The 13,337-nt window shown below is 46.1% G+C and carries 12 protein-coding genes; 2 read left to right on the top strand and 10 right to left on the bottom strand.

What is annotated here, in order from left to right:
• Window positions 1–239: 239 nt before the first annotated feature.
• Window positions 240–1,103: a DUF1835 domain-containing protein gene (locus tag ABH897_RS13715; RefSeq protein ID WP_404580375.1), complete on the bottom strand. Its 864-nt coding sequence runs from the start codon at window positions 1,101–1,103 to the stop codon at window positions 240–242.
• A 137-nt stretch (window positions 1,104–1,240) separates the two neighbouring features.
• Between ABH897_RS13715 and glsA the strand changes: the two genes are divergently transcribed.
• A complete protein-coding gene (glsA, locus tag ABH897_RS13710) occupies window positions 1,241–2,179 on the top strand; it encodes a glutaminase A (protein WP_283656097.1) in 939 nt (312 codons plus the stop codon).
• Between the two features lie 72 nt (window positions 2,180–2,251).
• Here glsA and ABH897_RS13705 read toward each other — a convergent pair whose 3' ends face one another.
• Together ABH897_RS13705 and ABH897_RS13700 are read right to left on the bottom strand one after the other, a co-directional pair.
• Complete coding sequence (locus ABH897_RS13705) at window positions 2,252–3,121, bottom strand: VOC family protein (protein ID WP_404592214.1); 870 nt, start codon at window positions 3,119–3,121, stop codon at window positions 2,252–2,254.
• 48 nt (window positions 3,122–3,169) lie between these two features.
• The gene (locus ABH897_RS13700; protein WP_404580379.1) at window positions 3,170–3,583 is read right to left on the bottom strand and encodes a DoxX family protein; all 414 of its coding nucleotides are present in this window, start codon (window positions 3,581–3,583) and stop codon (window positions 3,170–3,172) included.
• Window positions 3,584–3,856: 273 nt separating this feature from the next.
• Here ABH897_RS13700 and ABH897_RS13695 point away from each other — a divergent pair, with 273 nt between their 5' ends.
• Window positions 3,857–4,396, top strand: coding sequence for a helix-turn-helix domain-containing protein (locus ABH897_RS13695; protein ID WP_134914680.1), 540 nt, complete (start codon window positions 3,857–3,859; stop codon window positions 4,394–4,396).
• Window positions 4,397–4,468: 72 nt separating this feature from the next.
• Here the strand turns inward: ABH897_RS13695 and ABH897_RS13690 are convergent, their stop codons facing one another.
• From ABH897_RS13690 to ABH897_RS13660, 7 genes are all read right to left on the bottom strand, one after another.
• Window positions 4,469–5,590, bottom strand: a complete 1,122-nt coding sequence (locus ABH897_RS13690; protein WP_404592212.1) for a phosphodiester glycosidase family protein — start codon at window positions 5,588–5,590, stop codon at window positions 4,469–4,471.
• A gap of 312 nt (window positions 5,591–5,902) precedes the next feature.
• Complete coding sequence (locus tag ABH897_RS13685) at window positions 5,903–7,369, bottom strand: potassium/proton antiporter (RefSeq protein ID WP_404592210.1); 1,467 nt, start codon at window positions 7,367–7,369, stop codon at window positions 5,903–5,905.
• 277 nt (window positions 7,370–7,646) lie between these two features.
• A complete protein-coding gene (locus tag ABH897_RS13680; protein ID WP_404592208.1) occupies window positions 7,647–8,012 on the bottom strand; it encodes a cupin domain-containing protein in 366 nt (121 codons plus the stop codon).
• A gap of 114 nt (window positions 8,013–8,126) precedes the next feature.
• Entirely contained in the window at window positions 8,127–9,515 is a 1,389-nt protein-coding gene (fumC, locus tag ABH897_RS13675) for a class II fumarate hydratase (RefSeq protein WP_404592206.1), read from the bottom strand.
• A gap of 160 nt (window positions 9,516–9,675) precedes the next feature.
• A complete protein-coding gene (locus ABH897_RS13670) occupies window positions 9,676–11,220 on the bottom strand; it encodes a 2-isopropylmalate synthase (protein WP_404520146.1) in 1,545 nt (514 codons plus the stop codon).
• Window positions 11,221–11,320: 100 nt separating this feature from the next.
• Entirely contained in the window at window positions 11,321–12,031 is a 711-nt protein-coding gene (locus ABH897_RS13665; protein ID WP_404520147.1) for a FadR/GntR family transcriptional regulator, read from the bottom strand.
• A gap of 190 nt (window positions 12,032–12,221) precedes the next feature.
• Window positions 12,222–13,241: an aldose 1-epimerase gene (locus ABH897_RS13660; protein WP_283656104.1), complete on the bottom strand. Its 1,020-nt coding sequence runs from the start codon at window positions 13,239–13,241 to the stop codon at window positions 12,222–12,224.
• Window positions 13,242–13,337 lie beyond the last annotated feature (96 nt).

Below are 13,337 nucleotides of genomic sequence, written 5' to 3'. Positions count from 1 at the left end.
CATTAACGTTCATACGATTTAAGGTTTGCTCTACAAGCATCTTTTTCGAAGCTACCTGATAGGGAATGCAGCGAAAAATTAGAATATTTTGTATAAGCTTATACCAAAAAAAGAGTATGTATGGAACGTAGAAGTCGTTTATGGATAAACTATAATCACAACTTTACATTAAAATGGGAATTTAGCTGGAGATGAATAAATGACATCAGGTTACAGAATAGTATACTTTTCCCTTCATTTTACGCCTTTAGTTTCACAGCATAGCGATATTGCATTCCCGATATTTCCGGCATTTCCAGAAATTCAAGTCTGTCATGAGCAATTAAATATTGAATCCGATACTCTAAAAAGGTGTCGCTTCTCAGCTGTGGCCATTGTGTTAAAGCCTCACCTATTATTTTTCCCGCGTGTACATATTGCCGATTATCCTCTACCCTCAGTTGACCGATCAAATCCAGTAAAGCCTGATCAAAGTAATCTTCTGGCACATGATCGATATGGTCATTTTCCCATAATCTCAGCACACTTTCCTGTTCACTAAGCTCCAGCCAATCTTGTTCATGTCGCTGTCGATCTTCCATGCTTAAAGCATGAATTTTATCTTTATTTTGCGTTATGAACCGTGCAATTTCTTTCGAATACACCACGTTCATGGATAGAGGAAACTTACTTTCCATGAATAGAGGATCACTCGGTTCCCGTTCCATGGAATCTGTTACATTTACGACCCCGATAGGAGCAGTTCTGTTCCGCAAAAGGTATAATGCAAAACGTAATCCGATCTGCTCGTGAGCATTAGAGCCGCACCAGATCGTGATCGACTTATCATCAGAAATTGCAGTAAGAGTAGCCGTCATCTGTTCAATGCGGTGCTCCCAATTTGCGTAATGGAAAAATTCATAATCCACGATCCGTTCAGCCAACCAGTTGTGACGGTTCTCTTGTCCTTCTGGTGTTTCCAGCTTCCACAACGGCCCTATGGAAAATAGGTCATTAAAAGACAGTACTTCACTCTCATAACGCAATCCTGCTCCCGAAAGGCCTACCTTCATCGAGCCAGCAGCGGACTGAGAGAACAGCAGGTGTACATTGTTAGATGACAAGTCAACTGCCTCCTTTCACTGTGTTCAATAATATCTTGTCTTTCGACCAGAAATATCTTTAGAATAGGCGTATAGCTATCACATCTTGCTCCACAATAACAATACCACAGGATGGTTACTCGACTGGAGGAAAAGAAATGACATCGGAGTGGCAGAGAATACAGACCAAACTGCCGGAATGGGTGGAACAAAGCCGTCATCAGTATATCCATGGCAAGGTGGCAGCGTATATTCCCGAATTGTCCAAAGCCCCTGCCGACGCGCTGGGTGTTGTTGTGATGAACGGAACCGGCGAGACCGTGGTAGCCGGAGATACCGAAATAAGCTTTACGATGCAAAGCATCTCGAAGGTATTCACGCTTATTTTGGCCTTGATGGATAATGGTGAGGATGTTGTCTTCTCCAAGGTCGGTATGGAGCCTACCGGAGACCGTTTTAATTCCATGCTGAAGCTGGAGCTGGTCGAGCCGGGCATCCCGTTTAACCCGCTTATTAATGCCGGAGCCATCGCCGTGTCCTCTTTGATTCGTGGGAACAGTCCCGAAGAGAAGTTCGCCCGTGTCCTGCAATTTTTCCGTCTGCTTACCCGTAATGACAAGCTGGAATATGATCAGGATGTCTACGATTCGGAATCTGCAACAGGCCATTTGAACCGTTCCCTTGCCTATTTCTTGATGGAAAAGGGAATTCTGCGCGGACATGTTGAGGATGTGCTGGAGGTTTACTTCAGGCATTGCGCTGTAAAATTGAACTGTACGGATTTGGCGCGTATGGGGCTCGTATTAGCCTATAATGGACGTGATCCGGTCACGGGTGTACCACTGATTCCCCGCCGTTATGTGCAGATTGCCAAAACCTTTATGACCACATGCGGCATGTATGACGCATCCGGAGAATTTGCCATTCAGGTCGGGCTGCCCGCCAAGAGTGGCGTGTCTGGCAGCATTATGACGATGGTGCCCGGACGATATGGCATTGGACTGGTCGGACCTTCTCTAAACCGCATGGGCAACAGTACAGCGGGTGTACACTTGCTGGAGACCATGTCGCGGGATTTGGATTGGAGCTTGTTTTAGTTCACGAAGAAGAGGGTATTCCCAGCCTATGTGGCTTACGGGAATACCCTCTTATTTTACTTTCCTGATATGTTAAACGGTTTGGCCGTCGGTAACCAGTTTGATATGAATGCGGAACGGATCAGCTACGTATTTGGCACCATCGCGTTCCTCCACTACATATCCTGCCGCAGTCAAACGGACGACAACGGCCTCCAGTTCCTTTTGATTCGGCACAATCAGTTCAAAATAATCCAGGCCTGCAGCATGCTCGGGAGCTGGGAGCGCTCCTTCCCCTGCCCATATATTCAAGCCCATGTGGTGATGGTAACCACCTGCGGATACGAACAAAGCAGACGAGCCATAGCGGCATGTAATATCAAAACCGAGCACATCGCAATAAAATTGCTGTGCCTTGAGCAAATTAGACACATGGAAGTGAACGTGTCCAATTACCGTTCCTTCGGGCAGCCCCTGCCATGGTGAATTTTCGGAAATTGCGACCAAGCCTTCTGCATCCACAGGATCTGTACCCATAATGTAATACCCATTTGCATCTTTCTTCCACTGATCACGAGGACGATCCGCATAGATCTCAATCCCGTTATTATCCGGATCATGGATATACAGAGCTTCACTTACATCATGGTCCCCCTGTCCGATTTCAATCTCATGAACAAGCAGATTACGTAGAGACAGGCCCAGAGCAACGCGGTTCGGTACAAGAATAGCAAAGTGATACAATCCGGCTGCGGATTGGCGCGGGAGAATAACTGCATTTTCAATAAACTTAAGGGTTAGCAGCGGTTGCTTTCCATCGACTGTCAATTCAGCGGTGTCCGCCGTTTGACGCAGCAGTTGAAAACCAACGACCTCGGTATAAAATTGAATAGAGCGCTCCATGTTACTAACCTTTAATGAAACCTGCCCGATTCTGGTGTTGTCATGGATATGTGCTGTCATGAGATTTCCCTCTTTCTACATGGATTGGAGGACTACGTTAATTATAAATTACTGTTCTGTTGAAGTACGACGGCTGAACAAAGAATCCAGAGACAAACGAGTCGGCGGCGCAAATACCAAATGCAGAGCTACCAGAATAAAGGAAATATCCAGCTCATAACCTGCTCCCTGACCATTACCCATAAGACCGCCGGACAATTTTGCTGTGAAAATCGCACCGATTAATACAATTACAAAAAGTCCAGATACATAACGGGTAAGCAATCCAAGAATTAAAGCAATTCCTCCGACTAACTCAATTACTGCAACGGCATAACCTAAAAATCCCGGAACACCAATACTGGAAAACCAGCCAGCTACATTACCCAGCCCCATTTGAAATTTAGCAATTCCGTGCGCCAAAAACAAGATACCCAACGCCACCCGCATAATTGTAGAAATGTTTCTGCTTGCTGAACTCATATTTATCTCTCCATTCTGAATATTTTTTTCGTACCCGTATGAGCACATATTAATAATTATTTTATATTACTAATAATTTGGTTAAAAAAATAAAATGATCTTGCACTAAACTGTAACTTATATAAGTATGAGTCAAACTCAAATTATTAGTAATAGGAATAATTATTTTGTAATGTGAATTTATCATAAGAAACTATAGTCTGTCAACAAAATATTTGGTATGATAAATAATAAATTAGTATACATTATATTTTCTTAAAGGAGGAACCTTCTATGGGTATAGGATGCAACATACGCGCCGCACGTAAACGTAAAAATTTATCCATCCAGCAAATATGCGAACGAACCGGATTATCTCAAGGTTTTATGAGTCAAGTCGAAAACAATAAAACATCCCCTTCCATTGCTACATTGGACAGCATCGCTAATGCACTTAAGGTGCCCCTCGCTTTTCTGCTGCTCAAAGAAGAGGAACGGATGCAGGTGATTCGCAAGGACGAACGACGCAAAACGGTCTATGGCAAAAATAAGCTTCAGGTTGACCATTTGGGGGGCCAGGGTAACGTCAAAATGATGCTGGTGGACATGCCGCCAGGCTCATCCACGGAAGAAGAGCATGCTCATGCGGGCGATGAGATTCATTTTGTTATGGAAGGCACGGTATATGTGGAGCAAGGTGAGGATTCGGCTACCCTCGAAGCAGGAGATTCCTTTAGCTGGAGAGCAGCCATTCCGCATTATGCCAAAAACATTGGAGAAAACAACGCACGTATTCTGATCTCCGTATTTCTCGAAGCAGAGAATGACGCTTAATAGAATCAAAAAAAAGCGCGTACCGGGAAGTCATTTTTCACTTCTGCGGTACGCGCTTTTTATATTCCAACTCTATCTTTTCTTGGCTGCGTCAATGTCTCCAGGATTCATACCTTCCCAAATGTTAGGGATACTTATGTTCTCTGGATGCTCAAATACGAGGAATGCTGTCGGTAAATACCGCTCGCCGTATTCAGAAGAAGGTTTATTTACAATGGCATGATCCTTGACGAGCACGGTCGATGATCCACCATCCAGATTAGCACCGATAACCGCTCCGTGTTTAAGTAAAATGTTTTGCATATCATACAAATTGGCACCGATGCTGTAACCCGGCTGACGACCGTCGATGGTCACAAAAATAATCGCGCCGTCTGCTCTTTGCCCCATTGCCGTACGGGGAGCAATTCCCCATCCTTCGCTTGCATTGCGAATAAGACCTTTACCATTCACGATCAAGCGTGGCTGGAAGGTAACCGCTTCTTGCACATTCATTTTGGATAACTCGGACAGTGAATAATGCCCGGCCACCATTTTCCCCTGCTTATCAATCCCTACGATTTGGGCAGAAGCGTTTTTTCCCATATCATTGTAATATAACTGGCCCTGTGAAATAACAACGCCGATCGGCTTAAAGCCATTCCCATTCCAGTTGGGATCGGCAAAGCCGCCGCCATTTACGCCTGCAACAGCTCCCAGGCGCTCTACCATACTGGATACTCTTTCTCCTTTGCCTACCTTGGCAGGAATCCCGAGTCTGATTTTAGTGGGGTCATGCACCGTCATCACATAGCCGTGATAATTACGACCGGATACCTCTTCTACTTCAACCAGCGGCGTTTGCTGGATCTTGGTCGGTGTCAGATCAGGCAGCTTGATCGTATGTCTGTCCTTCTCCTCGCCCATCTGCTCGAAACGGGCCGAATATTCGGCCACTCGCTTCTGCGCCTCCGCCTCACCAATAAAATATTTTGCCCAGTGACGATGTTGTGTTGTGATCAGCGTATCCGCCGCCAAGTAGCGCAAGTCCTTGCCAGATGGCGTTAAAAACAGCCACGCACCGCCCCCGACTCCTGCTAGCAGTAGTACAATAAAAAGCCGCGCCATAAAGCGACCGAATTTTCCTTTTCGTTTCTTTTTTTTGTTATTCTGCCTGCGGGCTGTTGCACGCTGTGGCAAGACTTCCGGTTTCATTCGTCATCTCTCCTGTATGCTGACTTCTGTCTTGAATATAACCCCGTTCTCTATGAGGCTGATAGGGTTTGTTGTTCAGGACAGCCATGCTGCTGATTCTGATCCTCAGAGGGTAACATATCGGCAGCGACATCTAACGACAATATCATAAACTAATTTTGTAGAATGATAGTGTCAATTTTTTAACAGATTCATCATACCGAAAAAGAATACAATAAAACAGCCCTCCACATTAATGTGAAGGACTGCTTGGAAAATTACGTTAAATTTCACGCTTGCTCGGAACCCGTTTAGTTGCCGTTGCAATCCCTTTTACGGTGCGGCCTCCGGTTCAAGCAGCATGAACAGTTCTTTCATTTGCTGGCGCTTGAGCTTCGGACTAAGCACATACAAGGTATCCCCCGGCTTAATCACCGTCGTGCCTCTCGGAGCTATAATCTGCTCCTCTCGAATAATAGCGGTGAACAAAATGTCATCGGGAAGCTGCATATCCTGAATCGCTTTGTCCACAATAGACATCCCCTCCTGCACCTGAATGTGATTGATCTCCGAGGTGGTTTTCCCTAGAGATACCAATTCCAAAAGCGAGGGTGATGACGTTTCGTTAGGGTCCATTAAGCCGAGTTTCACCGCCAGCCACGAAATGGTCGTACCTTGTATAATGGCCGAGGTAAGCACGACGAAGAATACGACATTGAAAAACAGCGGCCCCACATCCATTTCATCCAGCAGTGGATAGGTAGCCAGTACAATCGGTACCGCTCCCCTTAATCCTGCCCAGGATAACAGTGTCTTTTCGCGTATAGAGTACCTGGAAAAAAGCAGGCTCAGGAACACGCCAATCGGACGGGCTACGAGCATCAGGATGAAGGAAAGCGCCAAGCTTTGCCACACAATGCCGAGCAGCTGATCGGGAAAAACCAACAGTCCGAGCAGGACGAACATCATGATCTGCACCATCCAGGCGAAGCCGTTGTTAAAATGAATAATAGACCGCTTGTAGGTCAGGTCCGAATTACCCAGCACGATGGCCATGACATATACCGCCAGCAAGCCGCTTGCCTCCAGTAAGGATGCGGCCGCATACGTTAAGACCGCAAATGCCAGCGCCATCACAGGATACAGACCGGATGAATCAAAATTCATTTTATTAATGGCAAATACAGCTATGCGTCCGAGCACAAAACCAACGACCAGACCAAAACCCATTTCCCATAAAAAAAGCAAAATATGTACCCAAATGGATTGCTCAGGATGATGTATCAGCTCAATCAACGTTACCGTGAGAAAAACGGCCATCGGATCATTACTTCCAGATTCCGCTTCCAGCGTGGACGTAATTCGTTTCTTGATATTTTTACCACCTAAAACGGAAAACACTGCTGCCGCATCCGTCGATCCTACAATAGCTCCGAACAGCATGGATTCCATCCAACTCACGCCTAAAATAAACTTGGCGCAAACGCCAATGACCACAGTTGTAATAATGACGCCAAGCGTCGATAGTGACATCGCAGGCCGAATGACAGGCTTAACATCTGCAAATTTCGTTTGCATCCCGCCTTCAAACAAAATAACGATGAGCGCGAGAATGCCCACCAACTGCGTAATAAACGCATTATCAAAATAAATAAACTGACTGAGCACCATGCCGACGGCAATAAACAATACGAGCGCAGGCATGCCGAAACGACTGGAAAATTTGGTAGTCAGTACGCCAACCAGTAGCAAGCCAGACAGCAAAAGCACAATAAAATTAATAATAGTTGTCTGTTCCATACGACGGCTTCTCCTATCTTGAAAATAGATGTTCATTTTTTCGCCTTTTATCTATATACCCTCAAATCACACAGAATACTAATCTTAGATAAAAAAAATTAAAAAAAACAGCTCACGGTCTGTGCTAGAATAGCACTTCATGAGCTGGTGTTGCTTTTGAATAAATTTTGATCAAAAGATTGATTCTTTCTACCTGTGTTGCACCACAAATTGTGCCTTTTCTTAAAGATCAATTTGCGGGGTCCCAAATCTTTTCGAAAACTACTAACTTATCGGTTTAAATCCATACATCGTTTTCAGCAGTCAATTCGCCTTCTGTTTCACCAGTATTGACAACACCTCTTGGTTCCACCAGCTTTATATGGGATTCCTTTTCAGCATAGGTCTTATGCTCCACACCTTTTGGTATCACATACATTTCTCCTTTTGATAGTTTGACCTCTCCATCACGAAATTCAATGGCCATCTCCCCGTCAAGTACTATACATACCTCATCAGTCTCGTTATGTTTATGCCATACAAAATCCCCTTGAATCTTGACTAGCTTAAACTGATAGTCATTCATTTCACCAATGACTTTGGGAGACCAATGCTCAGTAAATTTCGACAACTTTTCGTTTAGATTAATGGGATGATAGTCCATTTAAATTCCTCCTCCTTTTTTCCTTAATTTTACATTAACAGATCTTTGTCAAACTTTGTTTTAAATTATCAGCTGGTTTTTTCTATAGGCTTAAACTACGAAAAGTGTCGCGCTTTATGCTTTGGGCTGAATCATATTCGCTGGTACGACATACTGATCGAACTGTTCCTCGGTCAACAATCCACTACGCAGAGCCGCTTCTTTGAGAGACAGCCCTTCCGCATGCGCAAGTTTGGCGATTTTAGCCGCATTTTCATATCCGATATACGGATTTAATGCTGTCACCAGCATCAGCGAATTGTTCAAATTATGCTCAATTTTAGTGAGATCCGGCTCAATGCCAACCGCACAGTTGTCATTAAAGGCTACAATTGAATCCGCTAGCAGATTCACGGATTGCAGGAAATTATAAATAATGACCGGCTTGAACACGTTCAACTCAAAATTGCCCTGGCTCGCAGCAAAGCCGATAGCTGCATCATTACCCATGACCTGCGTAACGACCATTGTAAGTGCCTCGCTCTGGGTCGGGTTGACCTTACCCGGCATGATCGAGCTGCCCGGCTCGTTAGCAGGAATCGTGATTTCACCCAAGCCGCTACGCGGGCCACTTGCCAGCCAGCGAACATCATTGGCGATTTTCATCAAATCAGCAGCAAGCGCTTTAACGGCTCCGTGTACGGCAACCACTTCATCATGACTCGTCAGCGCATGGAATTTGTTTGGTGCGGACGTGAACGTTTTATCAGTGAAGCTGGAAATTTCCGCAGAGGTTCGGTCACCGAACTCCGGATGAGCGTTAATACCCGTACCCACGGCTGTACCGCCAATCGCAAGCTCCTTCATATATTGCACCGTGTCGATGATGATTCGCTTGCTTTTATCCAGCATGGCATACCAGCCGCTGATTTCCTGACCCAGTGTAAGCGGCGTGGCATCCTGTAAGTGGGTACGTCCAATTTTAATAATATCCTTAAATTGCTCTGACTTCTGCTGGAAGGTTTCTTTCAGCTTATCAATAGCAGGCAGCAAGTGATCCTCCACTGCAATGACACCCGCTACATGAAGCGCCGTCGGAAATGTATCATTCGAGCTTTGCGACATGTTCACATCGTCATTGGGATGCAGCTTTGCATCCTGTCCCTGCTCTTGCAGCCATTGACTTCCGAGATGAGCAATCACTTCGTTCACATTCATATTGGATTGCGTACCGCTTCCTGTCTGCCATACGACCAATGGGAAATGGTCATCGACCCGTCCAGCAAGAATTTCGTCCGCCGCATAAATAATGGCGTCCTGCTTCTCCTGTGACAGCTTGCCCAACTTATAATTGCTGATCGCTGCACTCTTCTTGAGCACGGCGAAAGCCTGAATAACCTCTAATGGCATTTTCTCCGAGCCAATAGGGAAATTTTCCTTGCTGCGCTGTGTTTGCGCTCCCCACAGACGATCTGCCGGTACTTTGATTTCACCCAACGTATCTTTTTCGATGCGGTAGTTCAATTCATTTCCTCCTCTTGGCCTATGTAATTCAGACAAAATATGGTGACTTCCTTGCCTATTATACATTAAATTTCAAAGGTTATCATATATATTGCAAGCGCTTTTTTACGATTAGGCCGGAGGAGGAATGTATCGTCAGCTACAAACCGGGGAGGTCGGTTCAGCTAATGGTGATATTGCCTTTAGTGCGAACTTCTTTTCTGCCGAGTAGTTTATTCAGCGCGTCGATGTAAGCTTTGGCGCTGGCTTCCAAAATATCTGTACTCGCGCCTCTTCCGCGGGCGGTGTACTCTCCTTGTCTCAGAACAGCATGCACTTCACCCAGTGCATCCTTACCGTACGTTACAGATTGGATCGAATAATCCTCCAATTCCACTTCTTCACTACTGGCCTTGTCTATAGCATGAAAAATTGCATCGATGGAGCCGTTTCCCATCGCCACTTCATCAATAGCTGTTCCATCCTGTTTAATCAGTCGAATAGACGCTACCGGAACCGACTGATTGCCATAGGATACCTGGATGGAATCCAGCGTGTAAATTTGAGGCAAGGCACTGCGACTCTCATCCATCAGGACGAGCAGATCTTCATCCAGCACCTGTTTTTTCTTGTCCGTCAAGGCTTTGAATTTTCGGAACGCCTCCTGAAGCTGCTCCTCTGTCAAAGCATCAAACCCCATGTCCGCCAGCTTTTCCTTGAACGCATGCCGACCCGAATGCTTGCCAAGTACAAGCTTACTTGTCTTCAAGCCGATGCGCTCGGGGAGCACGATCTCATACGTTGTACGCTCCTTTAGCATCCCGTCCTGGTGTATACCGGACTCGTGGGCAAAAGCATTGGCTCCAACTATAGCCTTGTTCCCCGGTACTGGCATCCCTGTGCGTTTGCTCACCAAGCGACTGGTGGCATACAATTCCTCCAGAACCAGACTGGTTTGCGCATCATAAAGCTCGGTTCTGGTATCAAGAGCCAACGCGACCTCCTCCACTGGTGTATTTCCGGCACGTTCCCCGATGCCATTGATTGTGCCTTCAAATTGGTCTACACCATTACGGATGGCCGCGAGTGTGTTAGCTGTTGCCATGCCGAGATCATCATGACAGTGGGTGCTGAGCTGTATTTTTTCGATGCCGGGCACTTGGGCTTTTACGATTCTGAACATTTCACCGAACTGATCCGGCGAAGCATAACCCACTGTGTCCGGCAGATTGACGACTGTTGCTCCAGCGCGGATCGCCATATCCACGACCTCGCAAATAAAGTCCAGCTCGGTACGGCTGGCATCCTCTGCCGAAAATTCTACCTTGTCAAAATACTTGCGCCCATAACGAATAGCTGCGGCTGCGGTCTCCAGTACCTTCGTCTTGTCCATTCGCAGCTTGTGCTGGCGGTGAATGGGTGAGGTAGCCAGAAAAAGATGAAGACAAGCGTCCTCCGCTCCCCTCAGCGCATCTCTAACCGCATCTATATCCTGCTCTTTCGACCGAGCAAAACCAACCAAGGTTGAATTAGTAACCTGTTTGGCAATCTCCTGCATGCTGAATATCTCACCTGGCGAGGTAGCCGGAAAACCAGTTTCAATCCGATCTACGCCCAATTTTTGCAGTTGAAGGGCAATTTCCACCTTTTCTGTGCTGGTCAGGCTTACTCCTGGTGCTTGTTCTCCATCTCTTAACGTTGTGTCCAACACCCATATTTTGCGCATACAGAACCCACCTTTGGTTTTATTTTAGGAGATGCTCGATATAAAAGATTTACGAATCATTTTATTCATATGATCATCTGATGTTTAAGATTAAAAAAAATTATGAATTTCCCATGTGCTTTTGCAGCTCCAGCTTGGTGCCATCCAAATGCTGAATACTGTACAGCTCGGCAGCTTTGGCATCCTGATCCCGGATCGCTTCATATATTTTCTCATGCTGAAGTGTAAAAGGATTTTGCATCGCCGGGTCGGTTACGAGATTTTTCAGCGCCTTCCGAATCGCCTCTACAAAGCTGCGATACACATCTGTAAGCACTTTATTACGTGTAGCCCCTGCAACAGCCAAGTGAAAAGTGATATCCGCATCCAGATACCCGTTCAAATCTCCAGCGGCCAATGTCACGGCACGACGGTCCAGTGCCTCGCGCATCAAGCGTAAATCTTCATCCTTACGTCGTAAAGCAGCCAGTCTGGCAATTTCCAGCTCCAACACACTCCGCACCTCATAGACTTCAATTATTTCAGCGCGACTCAGTCGGTAATCCAGAGGCTCCTGGGAAGTCGTCGGTTGGCAGACAAAGGTTCCGTGTCCTTGTTTTTTCTCTAATAGACCGGCATGTACGAGAACGCTGACCGCTTCACGCACCGTGGAACGCCCTACTCCAAAAAGCTTCATCAGCTCAGGCTCTGTCGGAATTTTTGTACCCACATCCCATTCATTAGTAGCTATTTTTCGTTGCAGCTGTTCAGCCACTTCATCGGCGATTTGCTTGCGTTTGACGGCTTGAAAAGGCACCATTTCCTGATTCATCTGATCATCTCCTGTTTCGTATCATACTATAGCGGCTTGCCATCCTGCAACCTGTTTTTCATATGTTCCCTTCCTCACCTCATTAGGCTTCTGCCTGTAATACTTGTCTTCTCCACCTCTCCTATCAACAAAATAAAGCCCGCACCGTTGGACACGATACAGGCTTATTCCGATAAAATATAGACTAAGACTAGGATTTCGATTGTGCAGGTATGACACAATATAAACGGCTGGTTGCTTCAAAAATATGGCCTGGAGCAAGTGCAATCAACCCGATCTCCTCTGCAGGCAAGTCCGGACGATTCGGTGCATTGATCATGTTCATTTGCGGCTCAGGACAGATGAATTCCTTGTTCGCTTTGTTATTCCAGATCATCCAATGCTTATAGGCCGTGCCTACATCGTATACGAGAGTAGCGCCTGTCTTACTGTGTGTCAGCTCCATATAGTTGCGTCCATTTTGCGGAGCTGCCGTGTAATGATTATCCATGGAGGCAAAATAAGGACTTACTCCCGTTGTCTTCAGCAGTTCCTCTTCCGGCGACAATGGCTGGAACTGTCCTGTGGCTAACAACCGCTCTGTCAGCTCCCTACGCTCACCGATAGTAACCTTAATTTTGTAGTCTTCCGGCGAACTATCCGGTACGAACGGAACCCGAATAGCCGTGTGAAAGGCAAACAGGTTTGGAATCGGCTGATCACCCTCGTTGTGGATCACATAACGCTGATGCAGTCCAAATTCGTCCAGGCTGTACGTCAGCTTGATGGTAAAGGTGAACGGCAAATAGCGGAACATGGGATGTCCTTCCCTCACATGCTGATTCATTACTACATAGCTGCCCTGTTCTCCAGATCCGTAGTCCTCAACCTCCCACCGGACGGTGTGTAAAAAACCGTGCAAATGGTTGTGGGTGGCCGTTTCATTGATGGGCAGTTCATATGTAACTCCATTCCACAGGAATTTGCCATCCTCATACCGATTCGGAGGATACAGGAAAGGAATCCCATAGACTGACGGACTTTGTTTAAAAGCCTCTATGCTGTCAGCTTCCGGCTCACGAAGAAAAGAATATCCCGTCTCATTGTCACGAAAAGAAATCAGATTTGCGCCGTTTCCCGGCAGGGCTACCGCTTCATAACGCCCGAATTTAAGGCGAATCGCTGGTATTCCATAATAAAGGTCACCAATTGCAGCATGCTGATGTGTCATCAAAAATCCTCCTTGATGAATGACGATGATAAATGAAAGCGTTTAGCTTTTGGCTTGACTATACCATGCTGAGCAAAAAAATTCCATGCCAACACA

The organism is Paenibacillus sp. RC73 (assembly GCF_044908085.1).
GTDB classification, from domain to species: Bacteria; Bacillota; Bacilli; order Paenibacillales; family Paenibacillaceae; genus Paenibacillus; species Paenibacillus terrae_A.
The sequence above is the reverse complement of the archived record's forward strand: the minus strand, read 5'-3'. Positions and strand labels throughout refer to the sequence as shown.

Coding starts and splice junctions, on each gene's coding strand:
- ABH897_RS13700 (WP_404580379.1), bottom strand. CDS start 3,583: ATGAGTTCAGCAAGCAGAAACATTTCTACAATTATGCGGGTGGCGTTG.
- ABH897_RS13665 (WP_404520147.1), bottom strand. CDS start 12,031: ATGAATCAGGAAATGGTGCCTTTTCAAGCCGTCAAACGCAAGCAAATC.
- ABH897_RS13660 (WP_283656104.1), bottom strand. CDS start 13,241: ATGACACATCAGCATGCTGCAATTGGTGACCTTTATTATGGAATACCA.
- glsA (WP_283656097.1), top strand. CDS start 1,241: ATGACATCGGAGTGGCAGAGAATACAGACCAAACTGCCGGAATGGGTG.
- ABH897_RS13670 (WP_404520146.1), bottom strand. CDS start 11,220: ATGCGCAAAATATGGGTGTTGGACACAACGTTAAGAGATGGAGAACAA.
- ABH897_RS13680 (WP_404592208.1), bottom strand. CDS start 8,012: ATGGACTATCATCCCATTAATCTAAACGAAAAGTTGTCGAAATTTACT.
- ABH897_RS13690 (WP_404592212.1), bottom strand. CDS start 5,590: ATGAAACCGGAAGTCTTGCCACAGCGTGCAACAGCCCGCAGGCAGAAT.
- ABH897_RS13695 (WP_134914680.1), top strand. CDS start 3,857: ATGGGTATAGGATGCAACATACGCGCCGCACGTAAACGTAAAAATTTA.
- ABH897_RS13685 (WP_404592210.1), bottom strand. CDS start 7,369: ATGGAACAGACAACTATTATTAATTTTATTGTGCTTTTGCTGTCTGGC.
- ABH897_RS13705 (WP_404592214.1), bottom strand. CDS start 3,121: ATGACAGCACATATCCATGACAACACCAGAATCGGGCAGGTTTCATTA.